This window comes from Burkholderia sp. R-40 (assembly GCF_049942845.1).
Lineage (GTDB): Bacteria > Pseudomonadota > Gammaproteobacteria > Burkholderiales > Burkholderiaceae > Burkholderia > Burkholderia ambifaria.
Map to the genome: position 1 here is coordinate 3352244 of NZ_CP187967.1, position 19758 is coordinate 3372001.

General features: G+C 69.0%; 20 protein-coding genes. 8 read left to right on the forward strand and 12 right to left on the reverse strand.

Annotated elements, in window-relative coordinates; genetic code table 11:
* Positions 1-11 precede the first annotated feature (11 nt).
* The 6 genes from flgG to flgB all read right to left on the reverse strand — a co-directional run bounded on the left by flgG (position 12) and on the right by flgB (position 4647).
* Entirely contained in the window at positions 12-800 is a 789-nt protein-coding gene (gene flgG, locus ACP26O_RS15495) for a flagellar basal-body rod protein FlgG (RefSeq protein WP_006755141.1), read from the reverse strand.
* A 35-nt stretch (positions 801-835) separates the two neighbouring features.
* Positions 836-1594 carry a flagellar basal-body rod protein FlgF gene (flgF, locus tag ACP26O_RS15500; protein ID WP_126228676.1) on the reverse strand — a complete coding sequence of 253 codons (759 nt, stop codon included), beginning with the start codon at positions 1592-1594 and terminating at the stop codon, positions 836-838.
* A 20-nt stretch (positions 1595-1614) separates the two neighbouring features.
* Entirely contained in the window at positions 1615-2856 is a 1242-nt protein-coding gene (flgE, locus tag ACP26O_RS15505; protein WP_175665942.1) for a flagellar hook protein FlgE, read from the reverse strand.
* A gap of 28 nt (positions 2857-2884) precedes the next feature.
* Positions 2885-3631, reverse strand: a complete 747-nt coding sequence (locus tag ACP26O_RS15510) for a flagellar hook assembly protein FlgD (RefSeq protein ID WP_011658142.1) — start codon at positions 3629-3631, stop codon at positions 2885-2887.
* Between the two features lie 65 nt (positions 3632-3696).
* Positions 3697-4122 (reverse strand): flagellar basal body rod protein FlgC, encoded by a 426-nt coding sequence (gene flgC, locus ACP26O_RS15515; RefSeq protein WP_006755137.1) that lies wholly within the window; start codon positions 4120-4122, stop codon positions 3697-3699.
* A 36-nt stretch (positions 4123-4158) separates the two neighbouring features.
* Complete coding sequence (gene flgB, locus ACP26O_RS15520) at positions 4159-4647, reverse strand: flagellar basal body rod protein FlgB (protein ID WP_006755136.1); 489 nt, start codon at positions 4645-4647, stop codon at positions 4159-4161.
* Between the two features lie 205 nt (positions 4648-4852).
* Here flgB and flgA point away from each other — a divergent pair, with 205 nt between their 5' ends.
* The 3 genes from flgA to ACP26O_RS15535 all read left to right on the forward strand — a co-directional run bounded on the left by flgA (position 4853) and on the right by ACP26O_RS15535 (position 7083).
* Positions 4853-6109: a flagellar basal body P-ring formation chaperone FlgA gene (gene flgA / locus ACP26O_RS15525; protein WP_175665941.1), complete on the forward strand. Its 1257-nt coding sequence runs from the start codon at positions 4853-4855 to the stop codon at positions 6107-6109.
* 118 nt (positions 6110-6227) lie between these two features.
* The gene (gene flgM, locus ACP26O_RS15530; protein WP_126228679.1) at positions 6228-6557 is read left to right on the forward strand and encodes a flagellar biosynthesis anti-sigma factor FlgM; all 330 of its coding nucleotides are present in this window, start codon (positions 6228-6230) and stop codon (positions 6555-6557) included.
* Between the two features lie 85 nt (positions 6558-6642).
* Positions 6643-7083: a flagella synthesis protein FlgN gene (locus tag ACP26O_RS15535; protein WP_006755733.1), complete on the forward strand. Its 441-nt coding sequence runs from the start codon at positions 6643-6645 to the stop codon at positions 7081-7083.
* A gap of 161 nt (positions 7084-7244) precedes the next feature.
* Here ACP26O_RS15535 and ACP26O_RS15540 read toward each other — a convergent pair whose 3' ends face one another.
* Positions 7245-9095 carry a M24 family metallopeptidase gene (locus tag ACP26O_RS15540; protein ID WP_175665940.1) on the reverse strand — a complete coding sequence of 617 codons (1851 nt, stop codon included), beginning with the start codon at positions 9093-9095 and terminating at the stop codon, positions 7245-7247.
* A gap of 469 nt (positions 9096-9564) precedes the next feature.
* Between ACP26O_RS15540 and ACP26O_RS15545 the strand changes: the two genes are divergently transcribed.
* Positions 9565-10404, forward strand: coding sequence for a helix-turn-helix domain-containing protein (locus tag ACP26O_RS15545; protein WP_175665939.1), 840 nt, complete (start codon positions 9565-9567; stop codon positions 10402-10404).
* A gap of 45 nt (positions 10405-10449) precedes the next feature.
* Here ACP26O_RS15545 and ACP26O_RS15550 read toward each other — a convergent pair whose 3' ends face one another.
* From ACP26O_RS15550 to ACP26O_RS15565, 4 genes are all read right to left on the reverse strand, one after another.
* Positions 10450-11691, reverse strand: coding sequence for a multifunctional CCA addition/repair protein (locus ACP26O_RS15550; protein ID WP_175665938.1), 1242 nt, complete (start codon positions 11689-11691; stop codon positions 10450-10452).
* Complete coding sequence (locus ACP26O_RS15555; RefSeq protein ID WP_012364913.1) at positions 11688-12335, reverse strand: glutathione S-transferase family protein; 648 nt, start codon at positions 12333-12335, stop codon at positions 11688-11690. The genes ACP26O_RS15550 and ACP26O_RS15555 overlap by 4 nt, the downstream gene beginning before the upstream one ends.
* Positions 12336-12390: 55 nt before the next feature.
* A complete protein-coding gene (locus ACP26O_RS15560; RefSeq protein WP_175665937.1) occupies positions 12391-13350 on the reverse strand; it encodes a complex I NDUFA9 subunit family protein in 960 nt (319 codons plus the stop codon).
* A 269-nt stretch (positions 13351-13619) separates the two neighbouring features.
* Positions 13620-15572: a lytic transglycosylase domain-containing protein gene (locus ACP26O_RS15565; RefSeq protein WP_175665936.1), complete on the reverse strand. Its 1953-nt coding sequence runs from the start codon at positions 15570-15572 to the stop codon at positions 13620-13622.
* Between the two features lie 8 nt (positions 15573-15580).
* Between ACP26O_RS15565 and ACP26O_RS15570 the strand changes: the two genes are divergently transcribed.
* Complete coding sequence (locus ACP26O_RS15570) at positions 15581-16189, forward strand: 5-formyltetrahydrofolate cyclo-ligase (RefSeq protein WP_105831967.1); 609 nt, start codon at positions 15581-15583, stop codon at positions 16187-16189.
* A gap of 68 nt (positions 16190-16257) precedes the next feature.
* Here the strand turns inward: ACP26O_RS15570 and ACP26O_RS15575 are convergent, their stop codons facing one another.
* The gene (locus ACP26O_RS15575; protein WP_006751934.1) at positions 16258-16770 is read right to left on the reverse strand and encodes a winged helix DNA-binding protein; all 513 of its coding nucleotides are present in this window, start codon (positions 16768-16770) and stop codon (positions 16258-16260) included.
* Positions 16771-16918: 148 nt separating this feature from the next.
* Between ACP26O_RS15575 and pxpB the strand changes: the two genes are divergently transcribed.
* From pxpB to pxpA, 3 genes are read left to right on the forward strand one after another with little or no spacing between them, the layout of a single operon-like run.
* On the forward strand, positions 16919-17575 hold the full coding sequence (gene pxpB / locus ACP26O_RS15580; RefSeq protein ID WP_175665935.1) for a 5-oxoprolinase subunit PxpB: 657 nt from the start codon (positions 16919-16921) through the stop codon (positions 17573-17575).
* Positions 17572-18642 (forward strand): biotin-dependent carboxyltransferase family protein, encoded by a 1071-nt coding sequence (locus ACP26O_RS15585; RefSeq protein ID WP_175665934.1) that lies wholly within the window; start codon positions 17572-17574, stop codon positions 18640-18642. Before pxpB ends, ACP26O_RS15585 begins: the two co-directional genes overlap by 4 nt.
* A 55-nt stretch (positions 18643-18697) precedes the next feature.
* Positions 18698-19462: a 5-oxoprolinase subunit PxpA gene (gene pxpA / locus ACP26O_RS15590; RefSeq protein ID WP_175665933.1), complete on the forward strand. Its 765-nt coding sequence runs from the start codon at positions 18698-18700 to the stop codon at positions 19460-19462.
* The last annotated feature ends 296 nt before the right edge of the window (positions 19463-19758 follow it).

Below are 19758 nucleotides of genomic sequence, written 5' to 3' on the forward strand. Positions count from 1 at the left end.
GGACTTTCCGGTTAGCTCTTCATCTGCGTGACGGTCTGCAGCATCTGGTCGGACGTCGTCACGGCCTTGCTGTTGATCTCGTACGCACGCTGCGTCTGAATCATGTTGACGAGCTCCTGCACGACGTTCACGTTCGACGCCTCGACGTAGCCCTGGTTGAGCACGCCCGCGCCGTTCAGGCCCGGTTGCGCCACGTTCGGCGCGCCCGACGACGTGGTTTCGGCGAACAGGTTCTCGCCCTTCGCCTCGAGGCCGGCCGGGTTGATGAAGGTGGCGATCTGCAGCGAGCCGATCTGCACCGCGTTGCTCGAGCCCGGCTGCGTGACCGACACGACGCCGTCCTTGCCGATCGTCAGCGACTGCGCGTTCTGCGGCACGGTGATCGCCGGCAGGATCTGGTAGCCGCTCGACGTGACGAGCTGGCCCTGCGCGTTGGTCTGGAACGAGCCGTCGCGCGTGTACGCGTTCGTGCCGTCCGGCATCAGCACCTGGAAGAAGCCCGCGCCGTTGATCGCGACGTCCTTCGAGTTGCCGGTCTGCGTGAGGCCGCCCTGCGTGTACAGGCGCTCGGTCGCGACCTGCTGCACGCCGGTGCCGAGCTGCAGGCCCGACGGCAGCTCGGTCTGCTGCGTCGAGTTCGCGCCCGGCTGGCGGATGGTCTGGTACAGCAGATCCTCGAACACCGCGCGCGACGCCTTGAAGCCGTTCGTGCTGGTGTTCGCGAGGTTGTTCGAGATCACGTCCATCTGCGCCTGCTGCGCATTCATGCCGGTGGCGGCAATGTAGAGCGAACGGTTCATGTTGAATCTTCTCCTGGTAGCGAGGGCCGTGCCGCTCAGCTGAAGTTGAGCAGCTGGTTCGCCGACTGCTCGTTCTGGTCGGCCGTCTGGATCAGCTTCGACTGCAGCTGGAACGCCCGTGCGTTGTCGATCATCGCGACCATCGCGGTCACCGGATTCACGTTGCTGCCTTCGAGCGAATTCGGCGTGACGACCACGCTCGGGTCGCTGTCGGCCGGATTGCCGTCGGCGGTGCGGAACAGCCCGTCGTTGCCGCGCGAAAGCGTGGCCGGATCGGGGTTCACGAGCTTCATCTGGTCGACGATCGCGACCGCCGTCGGCGGGTCGCCCGGCATCAGCGCGGACACCGTGCCGTCCTTGCCGATCGTCACTTCCGCGTTCGGCGGCACCGAAATCGGGCCGCCGTTGCCGATCACCGGCAGGTTGCTCGCGTTGACGAGCTGGCCGTTTTCATCGACGTGCAGGTTGCCGGCGCGCGTGTACGCCTCGCTGCCGTCGGCCGTCTGCACCGCCAGCCAGCCGGCGCCCTGCACGGCGACGTCGAGCGGGTTGCCGGTGCGCGTGATCGGACCCGGCGCGTAGTCCGCGCCGGGCGTCGACGCGAGCACGTAGGTGCGCGTCGTCGTCGGATCGCTCGTGCTGCCGTCGCCGAAATTCATCGGCACCGCGCGGTAGGTCGCGAGCTGCGCGCGAAAACCCGTCGTCGACGCGTTCGCGAGGTTGTTCGCGACGATCGCCTGCTGGTCGAGCGACTGCGACGCGCCCGTCATCGCCGTGTAGATCAGTCGGTCCATGGCTGCCGGTTATCCGCGCGTTACAGGTTGATGAGCGTCTGGTCGACGGTCTGCTGCGTCTTGATCGTCTGCGCGTTTGCCTGGTAGTTGCGCTGCGCGGTGATCAGGTTGACGAGCTGCGACGTCAGGTCGACGTTCGAGTTCTCGAGCGCGCTGCCCTGCAGCGTGCCGTGGTTGGTGCTGCCCGGCGCCGAGATCTGCGGCACGCCCGACGCGGCCGTTTCCGCGTACTGGTTGCCGCCGAGGTTGACGAGGCCGTTCGGGTTGTTGAAGTTCGCGATGGCGATCTGCCCGAGCACCGCCGTCTGGCCGTTCGAGTAGTTGCCGGTCAGCTTGCCGTCCGCGCCGATCGAGAAGGTCGTCAGCGTGCCGCTCGCGTAGCCGTTCTGCGCGAGGTTGTTCACGCCGTCCTTGCCGCCGAATTGCGTGGTGCCGGTCAGGTCGAGCGTGAGCGGCTGCGGCGTGGTCGAGCCGTCGGTGGTCGGCACGGTGAACTGGAACTGGCCGACCGACGTGGTCGGCACGGCCGGCGTGCCCGTCGTCGTGCTCTTGATCGCGCCCGACGAATCGAACGTGACCGTGCCGAGGTCGGTCGTGGCGCCGCCCTGCACGCCCGCGTACGCTTCCCACGTGCCCGCCGCCGACTTCACGAAGTACATGTTGACCGCCTGCGAGCCGCCGAGCGAGTCGTACACCTGCACCGACGTCGAATAGTTGTACGTCGAGGTGTCGGTCGCGTCGAACGGCGTCTTGGTCGGCACCTTGTCCTGCGAGTTCAGGTTGAACTGGCCGGTGATCTTGGTCGTGGCGGTCGGCGAGATGTTGGTCGTCGGCGCCTGCAGCGGCACGGTCTGCGCGGTGTTCACCACGCCGTTCTTGTCGGCCAGGTAGCCCATCAGGTTCAGGCCCTGCGCGTTGACGATGTAGCCGTTCTTGTCGCGCTGGAACGTGCCGTCGCGCGAGTACGTCGTCACGCCGTTGTTCGACATCTGGAAGAAGCCGTTGCCGTTGATCGCGACGTCGAGCGACGAGTTCGTCGTGTTGATCGTGCCCTGGCCGAACTGCTGCTGCACCGACGAGAGCGCCGTCCCGATCCCGATCTGCGTGTTGACCGACGTCGCGATCGAGTTCGCGTACATGTCGGAGAACTGCGCGGTGCTCGACTTGAAGCCGACCGTGTTCGCGTTGGCGATGTTGTTGCCGATCACGTCGAGCGCGTTCGATGCGCCGGCGAGGCCGCTCAGACCCTGTTGATAACCCATTTCGGTCTCCGTTTTCGAGAAAGCTGGATCAGTTGGTGGTGGTGGCGTCGGACGTCGACGACGATGCGGTGTTCGGGAAGATCGACGCGACCTGGGTGAGCCCCACGGTCGTGCCGTTCGACAGCACGAGCCCCGCCGTGCCGTCCGCCTGCTTGATCACGCTCTGTACCTGCGCGGCCGCGAGCACGGTCGGCGCATACGTCTTGCCGTCGCTGCCCGTGTACTGCGCGCTCACGGTGTACTTGCCGTCCGGCAGCGCGTTGCCCGCTGCATCGGTCGGCGTCCAGTTGAACGGCACCGTGCCGGCCGACTGCTTGCCCGCGTTGATCGTGTTGACGACGGCGCCCGAGCTGTTCTTCACGGTGATCGTCAGGTTCGACACGTCGTTCGCGAGCGACACGCCGAACGGCGACGCCGCGCCGCCCTTCACCGCGACGCCGTTGCCCGGCGCGAGCACGTTCGTGCCGATCAGGAGCGCGGCCTGCGTCTGCTGGCCGGCCGCGAGCTGGCTCGACAGCGACGTGAGCGACGTGTTCAGCTGCGCGATGCCGCTCACCGTGTTGATCTGCGCGAGCTGCGACGTCATCTGCGAACTGTCGACGGGGCTCGTCGGATCCTGGTTCTGCAACTGCGTGACGAGCAGCTTCAGGAACGTCGCCTGCAGGTCGCTCGCCGACGTGCCGGTCGTCGACACGTTGCTGGTGTTCATCGTGTCGGTCGGCAGGTTCGACACGTTGGTGCCGTTGCCGCCGATCGTCGTGCTGGTGGATGTCATCCTGAATGGCCTTGTGTCGGAACTGTCGGGTCTGTGGTCTCGATGTGTCGGTATCTCTGCGCGGCTTACGAGCCGATCGTCAGCGTCTTGAGCATCAGCGTCTTCGCGGTGTTCAGCGTCTCGACGTTGGCCTGGTACGAGCGCGACGCCGAGATCATGTTCACCATCTCCTGCACCGGATCGACGTTCGGCATCTGCACGTAGCCGTTCGCGTCGGCGGACGGGTTCGCCGGGTCGTAGGTCGACTTCATCGGCGACGGATCGTCCATCACCTTCGTCACGCGCACGCCGCCCACGCCCTGGCCGGACGCGGTGCGCGCGCCGCCCATCGGATCGGTCGCGAACACGACCTGCTTGGCCTTGTACGGCTTGCCGTCGGGGCCGGTCGCGCTGTCGGCGTTCGCGAGGTTCGACGCGGTGACGTTCAGGCGCTGCGATTGCGCGGACAGCGCCGAACCGGCGACGCCGAAGATGTTCATCAACGAGGGCATGAGGGCTCCTTGTTCGGGTACGGAAGCGGCGCGCGCTTACGAGTTCGTCGAGATCGCGGCGATCATCGCCTTGATCTGCTGGGTCATCACGGTCATCCCGGTTTCGTAGTGCAGCGCGTTGTTCGCGAACTGCACGCGCTCGACGTCGAGATCGACCGTGTTGCCGTCGAGCGACGGCTGCAGCGGCATCCGGTACTGCGAACGACCGTAGTCGTCGGCCGGGCCGCCCGTCGGAATCAGCTTCGCGGCGCCGGCCATGTGGCCCGGTGCCGTCGACACCATCGTCATTCCGCTCGCCACGCCGGCCGGCTGCGCCATCGGCAGCTGCGCGGCGTTGCTCGGCGCGAGGCCGCCGTGGGTCTGCTTCAGCGAGCGCGCGAGGGTCGACGCGAAATCGACGTCGCGGGCCTGGTAGCCCGGCGTGTCGGCGTTCGCGATGTTCGACGACAGCAGTTCCTGCCGATAGGCGCGCACGTCGAGCGCCTGGCGCCCGAACGCGAATTCGGCATCGAGTTTGTCCAGCATGTGTGCGTCTCTCCGTATGAAGCGCTGCACGCCCGTTGCGCCGGATGGCGACCCAAGGGGCTTTTTTCCATGACAGCGATGGTAGGCGTCACGCGCAACCGGCAATCGGGCGAATAACGCGGCAAAGGCCCCCTCTATTCATCGTTTGCGCGACGGCCCCGCTCCCTAGAATGCGAATCGGATCAACGGTTTCGAGGACACGGCGATGACAGGCAGCGCACTTCGCGGGAACGACGGACGCCGGACGCGCGTGCCGCGTGCCTTCGCGCTCGCCGCGGCGCTGTGGCTCGCGGTGCCGGCGGCACACGCGGACGACGGGATGATCGTGATCCCCGGACGCGGCGAGACGGCCGAGACGGCGCTCGCGCATGCGAATGCGGCGAGCGGCGGGCGGTTCGGCGGGAATTCGGGGATGGCGTCGGGAACGGTGCCGGGAGCGGGAACGGCGCCGGGCGCAGGCATGGCGCCGGGAGCGGGCACGGCGATGGCGGGCGGCGCGGCCGGCACTGCCGCGGCTGCCTACGCGGCGCAGCCGACCGGCTCGATAGTCGTGACGAGCGTTCCTCCGCAAGCTGCCGTGCCGGCGCCCGCACCGCGCCCCGTCTACGCGGCCGCACGCATGAACTCCGGTTACGGCGCGCCGCGCGCGGCCGACCCGGGCGCCGTCGCGACCGTCGTCGCCGGTACGGCCGAACCCGCGTCGAATCCCGCGCGAGCGGCGATCGCCCCGCGCGTCGCGGCAACCCGCCCGCTTCCGGCCGCACCGGCCCCGCGCGCGCCGACGGCTGCCACCACCGCGGCCCAGGCTTCCGCCGCGCCCCAGCCGGCGACGCCGCCCGGCCAGCAGGACCCGGACGCGATCCGGCGCACCGCCCTCGCGTTCCTCCAGCAGCAGATCGCCGGCCTGCCGGGCAAGACCACCGCGACCGTCGCGACCGCGTTTCCGCGCGGGCTCGCCGCGTGCACGACGCTCGAGCCGTTCCTGCCGACCGGCGCGCGCCTGTGGGGCCGCACGACGGTCGGCGTGCGCTGCGCGGGCGAACGGCCGTGGACCGTCTACCTGCAGGCGAAGGTTGCCGTGCAGGCTACCTATTACGTCGCCGCGCGGCAGATCGCGCCCGGCGAGCCGCTCACCGCGGCCGACCTCGTCGCGCGCGACGGCGACCTGACGGTGCTGCCGCTCGCGGTGATCACCGATCCCGCGCAGGCGGTCGGCGCGACCGCGCTGGCCCGGATCTCGGCCGGGCTGCCGCTGCGCCAGGACATGCTGAAGAGCGCCGCGTCGGTGTCGGCCGGCCAGACGGTGCGGGTCGTCGCCGCCGGCCCCGGCTTCACGATCTCGGCCGAGGGCAGCGCGCTAGCAAACGCGGCGCCGGGCCAGTCGATACGGGTCAGGATGGCCGCGGGGCAGATCGTCACGGCGATCGTCAAGGACGCCGGCACCGTGGAAATTCCGCTGTAGGGGCGGATCCCGCCGCAAGATTGCAAAGAATTGTTTATTCGGAGCCTGTCGGGCTCACGATGCTAAAGTTCGGGCCGACCCGGCCGTTATCTGGGTCATACCGTACAGGAAACCCATCGTGAAGATCGATTCCACTCCGAAACCGAGCCCCCTCGCGTCGACCGGCAACGGCGCGACCCGCGCGCAATCCGGCGCGGCTTCGTCGTCCGCGCAGGCGGCCGACGCAGGATCGACCGGCGGCGACACGACCGTGAACCTGTCGGGTCTGTCGGGCCAGCTGCGTTCGCTGTCGGCCTCCGGCAGCGCCGACATCGACACGGCCCTCGTCCAGTCGATCAAGGACGCGCTGAACGACGGCACGCTGACGATCGACGTGAACAAGATCGCCGACGGCGTATTGAATACCGCCCGCGACCTGCTGCAACAGCAGCGCTCGCAGGGCAACTGAGCCGGCCAGGGGCCCGTCACGCCCTGACCGGTCCCCTGGTTTGCCGGCATGCGCCACCGCGTGCCGGCGCGACGAGCATGACGCGATGAGAGAAGAGCTGCTGGCCACGGTCAACGACGAACACGCGACGGTCGAAGCGTTCGCGTCCCTGCTCGCCTACGAGGAAAAGGCGCTCACGACGCCGGAGCCGCTCGACATGCTGCCCGGCATCGTCGAGAAGAAGAGCGTGCTGATCGACCGGCTCGCGCAGCTCGAGCGCACGCGCGACACGCAGCTGTCCGCGCTCGGCTTTCCGGCCGGCAAGAAAGGCATGGACCAGGCCGCCGAGCGCGATGCACGCCTCGCCGGCCGCTGGCAGCTGCTGCTGCAGGCCGCCGAACGCGCGCGCCAGGCCAATGCGACCAACGGGATGCTGATCCGGATCCGGATGGACTACAACGAGCGCGCGCTAGCGGTGCTGCGCTCGGCCCCCGCGCCGGCCGGCGTGTACGGGCCCGACGGGCGCGTGTCGGCGCTGATGCGCTGAAGCATCGACGTACCTGTCACGCCGACACTCTGATGTACTGATCAGGTCGACGCTCCGACGTACCGATCATGCCGGCGCTCCGACGTACCGATCACACCGACGCTCCGACGTACCGATCATGCCGGCGCTCCGACGCGCCGGCAGCGCGCCCCCTCCCCGCCTTACAGCAACGGACACGCAGTGACCTGCGTGCCGCGTTCCACGCAAAGCCGTTCGTAGTCGCGCAGGTACGCGCGCTCGTCGTCGTCCAGCAGCTCGATATCGATCAGGTCCCAGTCGTAGCCGACGGTGACGATGTTCTCGAACGAGACGGTGTCCGATGCGTCGTCGTCCGCGCGCACGATCACGATGTTCTCGATCCGCACGCCGCCCTTGCCCGGCACGTAGATGCCCGGCTCGACCGAAATCACCGCATTCGGCACCAGCCCGTACTTCGCGCCCGGCGCGAATCGCACGCCGCCCTCGTGGACGTGGATCCCGACGCCATGCCCGGTGCCGTGGCCGAAATCGTAGCCGTGGTCGCGGCACACCTGCCGTACCGCCGCATCGACATCGCCGCCCGTGGCCGTCTTCGGGAAGCGTGTGACGAGCCCCTTGATGCAGGCCTTCAGCGCGACCGTATAGATCTCGCGCTGCCACGGCTGCGCGACCGTTTCCGGCCGCGTGCGGCGCAGCACGACCCGCGTGCAGTCCGTCGCGAAACCGGCGTCGTAATACGCGCCGCTGTCGAGCAGCACGAGTTCACCCTCCGTCAGCTCGACCTCGGCGCTCGCCGTCGTGTAGTGCGCGAACGCGCTGTTCGCGCCGTTCGCCGCGATCGACGGGAACGTCAGCGCGACCGCCGAACGCGCGCCGTACGCGTCGTTGATCGTGCGGGCCAGATCGTATTCCGTATGGCGCCGCCCCGGCTCGCCGGCCTTCGCCCAGCGCATCGTTTCGGCGATCGCCGCCGAACTGCGCGCGAACGCGTCGAGGAAGCGGTCGAGCACCGCCGGCGTCTTGCTCGCCCGCATCGCCTCGACCGGGTTGAAATCGGCGTGGCGCGCATGCGGCCACACGCGACGCACCGATTCGACCAGCGCGCAGTTGACCGATTCGAAGCCGTAGCACACGTGGTCGACCGCGCATGACGCGAGGAAGCGCTCGAGTTCGGCGAAGTCGCGCCGGATCACGTGCAGCGCCGGATACGACGTCAGCTCGACCGGGCACCGGTCGCAGCCTTCCGGCAGGAACAGCACGACCTGCGCGCCGACCGCGAACAGGAAGCCCAGATGCGACGACACATTCGGGATGTGATAGCCGCGGCTGTTCAGCAGATACGCGAGATCGTCCGACGCACACGTGAAGAACGCCGTCTTGCCGGGCGCCGCGCCGGTGTGCGCGGCGAGCCGGCGGTTCAGCGCGTCGAGGTTTTGCGCGACGCTCGCGCCGGTCATCGTGTCCGGCAGCTCGAAGATCGGCCGCTCGACCACCCAGCCCGGCAACGCGATCGCGCGATCGATCTCGCGCTCGACGAGACTCGTCCAGTCGAGCGACGCGGGCTGCGTCTGCTCGATCAGCCGGTCGCGCTGCGCGACACTGATCCGCAGCGCGTCGTAGCCGACCCGCGCAAGCCGGCTCGCGTGCGCGACGAGCCAGTCGCCCAGCGCCTGCCAGATCGTCACGTTCATCCCGAGCTTCTCGATCCGCACGTGCGCCGGGTCGCACTGCTGTTCGGCCTGCAGGTGATAGCGGCCGTCGACGAACAGCACGAACGGCGGCACGCCGAGCGCCTGCGCGGTCGCCGCGCTCAGGAAGATCCCGCAGCCGGCCGAGCCGTCGAAGCCCGACAGCGCGTAGCGCGGGTTGTTGCTGCGCGGCAGATATTCGGTGATGTATTCGTCCTGCGACGTGACGACCACGGCGTCGAGCCGCAGCGCGTCGAGCACGCGCGACAGGCCGCGCTGCGTGTCGGCGACGCACGCGTCATACGAGGGAAGGCCGGAGAAGCTGTATTTCAGTCGATCGATCATCGGATACCCGCTATTTGATTGTTGTCGGCAGTCGGCGGTGTCACGCGGCCTCGCGCACGCGTGACGCGGTGCGCCGCCCGTGCGCCGCCCGTGGGCGGACGACGCACGGCCCCGCGGGCAGCCGAGCCGCGGCGGCGCAGCGCCGTTTCCGGCGGCCGGTCTCGAGAAAAATTTTTGTCCCACTTAACTTTGTTTGATGCGTCGACAGAATCTAGAGCACGCTCAAATTGAGGTCAAGCCAAAATTTTCGTAGGGCTAAAATTACCGGCACGGCGCGAGGGTGGCCCGGCACGGCGCGACGGCGGCCCGACCAGGCGCGGCGTGGCGTCGTGCGGGCGCCACCGCGCGGTACAATGCGCCGGCATCGCCGTCCCGACGGCCGTGCGTCGTGCGCTTCGCGGAACGCAACGTCCCGGCGGCTGCACCGCCCTTCCGCTCGCCTCCCGACTCGTTGTCACGAAAGAGATTCATGGATTCAGACCTCATGCGTATCGGCCAGCGCATCCGGCGCCTGCGCCGGGAAGCGAAGAAGACGCTGCTGGAAGTCGCGACCGAGGCGAACCTGTCGATCGGATTCCTGTCGCAGGTCGAGCGCAATCTCACCGGGATCTCGCTGTCGTCGCTCGTCAACGTCGCGACGGCGCTGAACGTGCCGCTCGGCACGCTGATCGAGCAGCCGCGCCAGGCGCAGCCCGACTCGCGCGCGGGCCGCCGCGAACCGTACGCGGTCGACGCCACGTCGCAATGGTACGAACGGCTGTCGACCACCTTCGACGGCAGTCAAATCCACGCGCTCAAGGTCCGGATGATGGAGGGCTACCGTTCGGAATGGGTCGCGCACGGTGGCGACGAGTTCGTGTACGTGCTGACCGGCCGCGTCTGCTACACGATCGGCAAGAAGGATTACCCGCTGTCGCCGGGCGACTCGCTGCACTTCGACGCGCGCAAGCGCCATCGTGTCGCGAATGTCGGGGACGGGCCGGCTGAACTGATCGCGGTCGGCACGCTGCCGCTCTTCGACGACAGTTGCGCCGAGTTCGGATCCGCGACAATGGAAATCAGGCCGCCCGCGCGCGATGCCGGCCCGACGCCGGGCGAGCCGCGCGTGAGCCGCCGCGAAGCGACGCGGAAAAGCGAACAAGAACACGCCGCGAACGCGAACGCGGCCGCGCCTGCCGCCGCCCTGCCGGCCCGCGTGGCGGCCAAGCCGGCGGCCAAGCCCGCTGCCGGCAAGCCGCGCGCGACCACGGGCAAACGCCCGGCCGCCACCACTCCGGCCCGCCGCGCCGCCACCCGCACGAAGCAATGACGGCGGGCAGCCGGGCGACGCACCGCGCCGCCCGATTCTCCCGCGCTATTCGCCGATCGCCAGCGCCTGCTTGACGGCCTCGACCCGTGCGCGATGCACGGCGTCCTTGATCTGCATCACATCGTCGCCGACACCGCGCGCGATCGCGCCCGCGTCGACGCTGCGCGCCGCCACCAGCGCCACGCGCAGCCGCTCGGCCTGCGGATACGGCTGCGTGTCGAGCCCGAGCCGGCCGCGGGCATCCGATTCGCACGCCTGCAGCATCTCCGCGAAGCGCGCCGGCTTGCGCAGCGCATCGCTGCGCTCGAAGAACCGCACCAGCGCGGCCGCGCCCATTTCCATCACGCGATGCAGGTTGCCGTGCTCGCGCGCGACCACCAGCGCCAGATCGCGGCATTCATTCGGCACGCGCAGCCGCTCGCACAACGGCTTGATGAGATCGACGCTGCGGCCTTCGTGGCCGACGTGGCGCGGCAGCACGTCGGCGGGCGTCGTCGCCTTGCCGAGATCGTGCGTGAGCGCCGCGAAGCGCACCGGCAGCGAGTAGCCCTGCTTCGCCGCGTAGTCGACGACCATCATCACGTGCACGCCCGTGTCGACTTCCGGGTGGTAGTCGGCGCGCTGCGGCACGCCCCACAGCGCATCGACCTCGGGCAGGACGCGCGCGAGCGCGCCGCACTCGCGCAGCACCGCGAACATCCGCGACGGTTTCGCCTCCATCAGCCCGCGCGCGATTTCCTGCCACACGCGTTCGGCCACCAGCGCGTCCGCTTCGCCGGCGTCGACCATGCGGCGCATCAGCGCGAGGGTGTCGTCCGCGACCGTGAAATCCGCGAAGCGCGCGGCAAAACGCGCGATCCGCAGGATCCGTACCGGATCCTCGACGAACGCGTCACCCACGTGCCGGAACATGCGTGCACGCAGGTCGGCCTGTCCGTCGAATGGATCGATCACCGGCCCGACCAGCGCGCCCTCCGGGCTCACTTCGCGCGCCATCGCGTTGATCGTCAGGTCGCGCCGCGCGAGATCCTCGTCGAGCGTCACATCCGGCGCGAAGTAGAACTGGAAGCCGTGATAGCCGGCCGCCGTCTTGCGCTCGGTGCGCGCGAGCGCGTATTCCTCCTGCGTGTCCGGATGCAGGAACACCGGGAAATCCTTGCCGACCGGCCGGAAGCCCTGGGCGACCATCTGCTCGGGCGTCGCGCCCACCACCACGTAGTCGCGGTCCTGCACCGGCACGCCGAGCAGTTCGTCGCGGATCGCTCCGCCTACTGCGTAGATGTTCATGGGTTCGGTTCGTATTCGGCAATCACGTTGGTTTCGCGGCGCGCGGCGTCGATCCAGCGCTGCACCGCCGGCAGCGCGGTCACGCGCGCGGCATACCCGGCCGCTTCCGGCGACAGCGCCGGCGCATACGTGTTGAAGCGCATCACGACCGGCGCATACATCGCATCGGCGATCCCGAATTCACCGAACAGGAACGGCCCGCCCGATGCCTCGATGCACGCGCTCCACAGCGCGTCGATACGCGCGACGTCGGCCAGCGCATCGGGCGTCGCGCCGCGCCCCGGCATCGACGCGCGCACGTTCATTCCCATCTGCGTGCGCAGCGCGGCGAAGCCCGAGTGCATCTCGGCCGAGATGCAGCGCGCGTGCACGCGCTCCAGCGGATCGGCCGGCCACATCGGGAACTGCGGATAGCGCTCGGCGAGCGTCTCGGCGATCGCGAGCGAATCCCAGATCGCGGTGCCGTGATCGTCGATCAGGCACGGCACCTTGCCGGTCGGCGAATACTCGCGGATGCGCGCGGCCGTGTCGTCGCGGCGCAGCTCGATCGCGATCTCGTCGAACGGGATCCCGAAATGCGCGAGCAGCAGCCACGGCCGCATCGACCACGACGAGTAATTCTTGTCTCCAATGACGAGTTTCATGGCGGTGTTCCGAAAGGCGCGAAAATGAATGACGGAAAGCGGCTGCCCGCGACGCCTAGCGGCGCGAGCGGAACCAGTCGAAACGGGAGCGCTGCGCGCCGTCACCGAGATACGCGGGCGCGATGCTCTCGAGACTCGCGGGCGACAGCCCGAGTTCCGGCGCGAGCGGCCCTGACAGCACGTTGGGCACCGACATCGACGCGAGATTGTCGCGCGTGATCATCGGCTCGCCGGGCAGGCATTCGAACACGCGCGCCTGCAGCTGCGCAAGCGCGTCGGGCAGCCGCAGGATGCGTGCCTGCCGGCCGACCAGCGTGCCGCAATAGCGCACCAGCTGCTCGAGCGTATAGACGGTCGGACCGCCGAGCTCGTAGGTTTTGCCGTGCGCGGCCGTGAGATCGAGCGTGTTCACGAACGCGCTCACGACGTCGCCGACGAACACCGGCTGGAAACGCGCGTCGGGCATCGCGAGCGGCAGCACCGGCAGCGTGCGCTGCAGGTTCGCGAATGTGTTGAGGAATGTGTCGCCGGGGCCGAACACGACCGACGGGCGGAAGATCGTCAGCGCGAGCGAATCGGTCGCCGCGACCGCGTGCAGCGCGGCCTCGCCGTCGCCTTTCGAGCGCTGGTACATGCTCGCGCCGTGCGAATCGGCGCCGAGCGCGCTCATGTGCAGCACGCGCTGCACGCCGACTTCGACGCATGCGGCAGCCAGCGCGGCCGGCAGCGCGACGTGCGCGCGCTCGAAGCCGGGCCCGTATGGCGTGCCGCGGCCGTCGTGCAGCATGCCGACGAGGTTGATGGCTGCGTGCGCGCCGGCGACGAACCGGGCCAGCGTGCGCGTGTCGAGCGCGTCGAGTTCGACGATCTCGACCGGCAGCATCTGCAGGTGGCGCGCGTGGTCGCGCCGCCGCGTGCCGATCCTCACATGCTTGCCGGCGTCGATCAGCGCATTGACGAGCCGGCTGCCGATGAAGCCGGTGCCGCCCAGCAGCGCGACGGTCTGGCGATCCATGGTCGAGTCCTCCAACGGGCGGTTCACGCTGATGACGGGCTTGCGAACGAGCCTTGCCGGCTGTCCCCAGCGGGACATCCTTCGGTCGCGTGCAAGAAGCGGGGCGCGCCGTCCGGCCGAGCCTGACGAGCGACGTGCGACGCCGCAATGCGGCCGGCCACGCTCGCGCCCCTGACCAGGAGAATCATAGACGGGGCTGGCCCGTCATGAGCGTGGACAGCCCCTCGAGCATACTGCCGCGTGTCGCGCGGCAGTATGAAGATTGCGGATCAGGGCGAGATCATGCCCAGGCGTTTCTTCAACGACTGCGGTTTGCCCTCGAAGAGCGCCGCGTAGTAGACGGTGTTCGACAGCACGTTCTTCACGTAGTCGCGCGTCTCGTTGAACGGAATCGTCTCCGCGAAGATCGCGCCTTCGACCGGCTGCGTCAGCACCTGGCGCCACTGGCGCGGCCGGCCCGGGCCCGCGTTGTAGCCGGCGGTCGCCAGCACCGGCGAGCTGTCGAAGTTGTTGTAGATGTCCGCCAGATACCAGGTGCCGAGCTGGATGTTGGTATTGATGTCGTGCATCTGCGCACGCGTGATCGTGCCCATCCCGAGCTTCTTCGCGACGAGCTGCGCGGTGGCCGGCATCAGCTGCATCAGCCCGCCCGCGCCGACGGAAGAACGCGCGTTCGTGATGAAGCGCGATTCCTGGCGGATCAGCCCGTACGCCCATTCGATGTCGAGGCCCGACGACTGCGCGTAGCGCTCGACGATGTCGCGGTACGGCGACGGGTAGCGCAGCGTGAAATCGTGCTCGGCCTTCGTGCGGTCGGCCGTGTTGACCGTGCGGTCGAGCAGGTCGACGCGCTTGCCGTATTCGGCGGCCGCGAGCAGTTGGCGGTCGGTCATCCCGCGCAGCGGCCAGTTCCATTCGCGGTTGCCTTCGAGGCGCAGGTTCAGCGCATAGAAGCGCTGCGCGAGCGCGAAGCCCGGGATCTTGCTCATCGAGCCGATCTCGGCGTCGCTCACCTTCGTGCGCGGCGGAACGCTCGTGCGCTGGCCGAGCTCTTCGCCGGCGAGCTGCCCGTAGAAGTTGTACTGCCCCGCGACCTGCTCGAATTCCTGGTTCGCCTGCAGCGTGTCGCCGCTCTGCTTGAGCGCGCGCGCATGCCAGTAGATCCAGGCCGGATCCTCGCGCAGCGACGGCGGCATCTGCTCGATCGACCAGCGCACCATCGGCCAGTTGCCGGCGAGCAGCGCGGCGCGCGTGCGCCATTCGTAGCCGGGGTTCGACAGCTGCGCGTTCGCGGATTTCGCATACCAGACCGACGCGAGCGGCGAGCGCTTGATCGCGCCCTGGTAGCCGATCGCGCCCCACGCGATCGCCTGCTCCGGCTTAGTGAGCGAGCCGGCGACGGACGTCAGCATCCCCGCCGCCGCGTCCGGATCGTTGCGCGCCATGCGGCCGAGCGCGATCAGCGCGAGCTGGTGCGACGCCGCGTCGGGGCCGACGCCGCGCGCGAGGTACAGCGGCGGCGCGCTGGTCGCCTGGTCGAAGTCGACCGGGCGCGGGCCGAGCGCGTCGACGATCTTGCCGCCGAGCGTCGTGTAGTTCTGCTCGTACGCGAGGCGCGCCTGCTGCCACACGTCGTCGCTCGTGAACTGCTGGTTGACCGTCAGCGCCGTAATCAGGTCGACACAGGCGTCGCCGTAGTATTTCGGCTCGACGAGCAGCGCGCGCGCCGCCTCGGCGACGTTCTCGCCGCGCGCCGCGCGCGATTCGAGCGCGTAGCACTTGACCTGCGTGTCGTCGTCGAGCACGAAGCGCTTGTACTGGTCGTCGAAGTTGCGCCAGTCGTGGCGCGCGCCGAGCACGAGCAGGTAGTCGTTGCGCATGCGGTCGGCGATCGCCTGTCCGTCGTAGCGCTGGAGGAACGACTGCACCGGTGCGTCGGGCGCGTCGACACGTGCGCGGCCCGTCGAATCGAACAGCTGCGGCTTGATCTGGAAATACTCGACGTAGGACGGGACCGGATAGTTCGGGATCATCGACGCGAGCTGCGCGGCCTTCGCGGCGTCGTTGCGGCGTGCGGCTTCGCGAAGCTGCACGAAGATCTGGTCATCCCCGGCGAGCGTGTCGTCGCCCGGTGCAGCGCACGCGGCCGTGCCCGCGACGAGCGCGGCGGCGGAAAGCGTGAGCGCGACCGCGCGATATACTCGGAAAAGGCTGTTCGACATCGTTTTGAATGGAGCACGAATTGAGCGAAAGCATAGCATGCAACCCTGTGCCGAACCCGAAGGTTGCACTGCGTAAAACGCTGGCCGGCGCGCGTCGCGACGCCGCGTCGCAGCCCGCCGCGAACGCCGCGCTCGACGCGCGGCTGCGCGCGTTGCTCGAACGCCTCGCGCCGCGCACGGTCGGCTTCTACTGGCCGCTGCCGGGCGAATTCGACGCGCGCGACGCAGTGCTCGCGTGGTCCGCGGCCGGCACCGGCCGCCGTGCGGCGCTGCCGGTGATCGGCGAGCGTCACACGCCGCTCGCGTTCCATGCGTGGGATGCGCACACGCCGATGCGCGAAGGGCATCACCGGATTCCGGAGCCGGCGTCGGGGGTCGTCGTCGTGCCCGACCTGTTGCTGATTCCGTGTGTGGGATTCGATCTGGAGCGCTACCGGCTCGGCTATGGCGGCGGCTACTACGACCGCACGCTCGCGGTGTGGCCGGGCGACACGCTGCCGGTGACGGTCGGCATCGCCTATGAAGCGTGCCGCGTGGATGCGCTGCCGGCCGAAGCGCACGATCTCGCGATGCGCTGGATCGTCACCGACGCCGCGCTTTACCCGGCCGCCGGATGACGCGGCGCGCGACACCGCGCCAGCCGCATGCCGCGCGTCACCGCGTTCACCGTCCCGTTCGCAATCGTTTACAGCGAGGCCGCCGCCCGCGCGGCCGTATCGTAGAGGCCCGATGCGTGGCGCAGCAGCTGTGCCGCGTCGCCGATCTGCGCGTTGGTGAGGCCGCTGTCCTTCAGCGTCTCGATCAGGCAATGCTCGCGCACCTCGCGATACTTCAGGCACAGCTCGCGGCCCGCGTCGGTCGCGAAGAAGAACACTTCCTTGCCGCTCTTCTCGCTCTTCACATAGCCGCGCGCGATCAGTTTTTTCAGCGCGTAGGTCGCGACGTGCGTATCCTCGATATTGAGCACGAAGCAGATGTCGGCGAGCTTTTTCTTGCGTTCGCGATGGCTCACGTGATGCAGCAGCGACACCTCGACCGCCGTCATGTCCTTCGCGCCCGCGGCCGACATGCAGCGCACCATCCATCGGTTGAATGCGTTGCCGGCCATGATCAGGCCGTATTCGAGTTCCGACAGCTCGGCGCTCGACTCGGAAACGAGGTGTTCGGATGACACGATCTTGGTCGCAGGACGCTTCATGGAAAGGCGGCGCAAGCCGGATGACAGGGTGTGCCGAGTGTACGACAGAAGGCCCGGCATACGAGCTAGGCGAAAACGCTTATTGGGAAGTTGTCGATATTTTATCGACAATGTGCGCTAACATTGCCGTCCGAACCGTGCCAGTCAGATGACGCAACCCCGCATTTATCCGCTCGGCGATGCCGCCCTCGTCTGCGAGGTGCCGCCGCCCGCCACGCTCGATTGCCAGCGCCGCGTCTGGGCCGTCGCCGAGGTCGCGCGCGCGTGGCCCGACGTGATCGACGTCGTGCCGGGCATGAACAATCTGACGATCGTGTTCGACGCGCTCGCCGCGACGGCCGAGTCGCTCACGCCGGCGCTGCGCGACGCGTGGGAAACCGCCGACGTCGAGCACGCGGAGGGCCGCGAAGTCGAGATTCCCGTCGAATACGGCGGCACCGCCGGCCCCGACCTGCCGGCCGTCGCCGCGCATACGGGGCTGTCGGCCGACGAAGTCGTCGCGCGCCACGCGGGGGGCGAATACGTCGTGTTCTTCGTCGGCTTCCAGCCGGGCTTCGCGTATCTCGGCGGCCTCGATGCGTCACTGCACACGCCGCGCCGCGCGGCGCCGCGCCTGGAAGTGCCGGCCGGCTCGGTCGGCATCGGCGGTGCGCAGACGGGCATCTATCCGGCCACGTCGCCCGGCGGCTGGCAACTGATCGGCCGCACGTCGCACGTGCTGTTCGATCCCACGCGGGCGCAGCCGACGCTGCTGCTGCCCGGCGACCGCGTACGCTTCACCATTGCCGGAGTCGACGCGACATGAGCCAGAACACCGCACCGGGCACGATCGAGGTCGTCCGCGCCGGCCCGCTGTCGACCGTGCAGGATCTCGGCCGCCGCGGCACGCGCCATCTCGGCGTCGCGCAGGGCGGCGCGCTCGACGGCCTCGCGCTCGAGGTCGGCAACCGGCTGGTCGGCAATCGCCCCGACGCGGCGGCCGTCGAAATCACGATCGGCCCGGCCGCGTTCCGCTTCACGCGCGCGACGCGCATCGCGATCACCGGCACCGAATTCGGCGCGACGCTCGACGGCAAGCCCGTGTATTCATGGTGGAGCCTGCCGGTCGAGGCCGGGCAGACGCTCGTGCTGCCGGCCGCGAAGCGCGGGATGCGCGGCTACCTGTGCATCGCGGGCGGCGTCGACGTGCTGCCGATGCTCGGCTCGCGCAGCACCGATCTCGCGTCGCGCTTCGGCGGCCTCGGCGGCCGCGCGCTGCGCGACGGCGATCGGCTCCCGGTCGGCGTGCCGCCGGCCGGCGCCGGCTGCCTCGCGGCCGATGCGCCCGAATTCGGCGTGAAGGCGCCCATGTGGTGCGCGTTCGTGCGCGTCGACGAACCCCCGCGCCGCCACCACCGTCCCGCGCACGCGCCGTGGGCGATGCCCGTGCGCGTGCTGCCGGGCCCCGACTACGCGTCGTTCGCGGCCGATTCGCAGCAGGCGTTCTGGGACGAGGAATGGCTCGTCACCGCGAACAGCAACCGAATGGGCTACCGCCTCGCCGGCGCCGAGCTGGTGCGCGAGCGGCCGGTCGAGCTGCTGTCGCACGCCGTGCTGCCCGGCACGATCCAGGTGCCGCCGAACGGCCAGCCGATCGTGCTGATGCACGATGCGCAGACCACCGGCGGCTATCCGAAGATCGGCACGGTGATCCATGCGGATCTCTGGAAACTCGCGCAGGCGCGCCTGAACCTGCCGATCCGCTTCGTGCGCACGACACGCGAGGCCGCGCGCACCGCGCTGAGCGCGGAACGTGCGTATCTGCGGCAGATCGACGTCGCGATCGAGATGCGCGAGGAAACGCGCCGCCGCGAGCAATCGCGCGCGGCGTGACAATGTCGTAAGCAACAAGGAGGACGCGCCACGCCATCCGTGGACGACGAACATCATGGAAATCGATCTGAATGCCGATCTCGGCGAAGGATGCGGATCGGACGAGGCGCTGCTCGACCTCGTCACGTCGGCGAACATCGCGTGCGGCTGGCATGCAGGCGGCGCCAATGCGATGCGCGACTGCGTGCGCTGGGCCGTGCAGAAAGGCGTGTCGATCGGCGCACACCCGAGTTTTCACGACCCGGAGAATTTCGGGCGCAAGGAAATGCAGCTGCCGGCCGGCGACATCTATGCGGGCGTGCTGTACCAGCTCGGCGCGCTATCGGCGATCGCGCAGGCCGAAGGCGGCCGCATCGCGCACGTGAAGCCGCACGGCGCGCTGTACAACCAGGCCGCGCGCGACCCGCTGATCGCCGACGCGGTGGTGTCCGCGATCCACGACTTCGATCCATCGCTCGCCGTGTTCGGGCTCGCCAACAGCGTGTTCGTCGCGGCCGCGCGCCACGCGGGGCTCGCCGCGGTGGAGGAAGTGTTCGCCGATCGCGGCTATCGCGCGGACGGCTCGCTCGTGCCGCGCAGCCAGCCCGGCGCGTTGATCGACGACGAGAATGCCGTGCTCGCGCGCACGCTCGCCATGGTGCGCGAGCGGAAGGTGCGCGCGGTGAGCGGCGAATGGGTGCCGCTCAATGCGCAGACGGTTTGCCTGCATGGCGACGGCCCGCATGCGCTCGCGTTCGCGAAGCGGATCCGCACGGCGCTCGAAGCGGCGGGTGTCGACGTGGTCGCGCCCGGCGCGCTGCAGGCCGACGAAGACGCTTGAAAAGCGCGCAAGCCCAGCTGCCCTCCGACCAAAACCGTCGCACAAAAGAAAAAAGCGCCCTGGTGGCGCTTTTCTGTTGGCACGATCGCCGCGGACTTCGCCGTCTGTCGATTCGCCCCCCGAAACCGCCTGTCGACGGTGACCGGAAACCTGCTCCGGATTAAAAAACGTCCGCCGCCGCCCGAATACTGCTTCCCCCGGTCGGACGACGGAACGTCGCTTATCCGCAAGTCTGCCGCATGCATTTGTTGTACCGACGATGTTTGGCCCCGCCGTGCATGCAGACACTCCGTGGC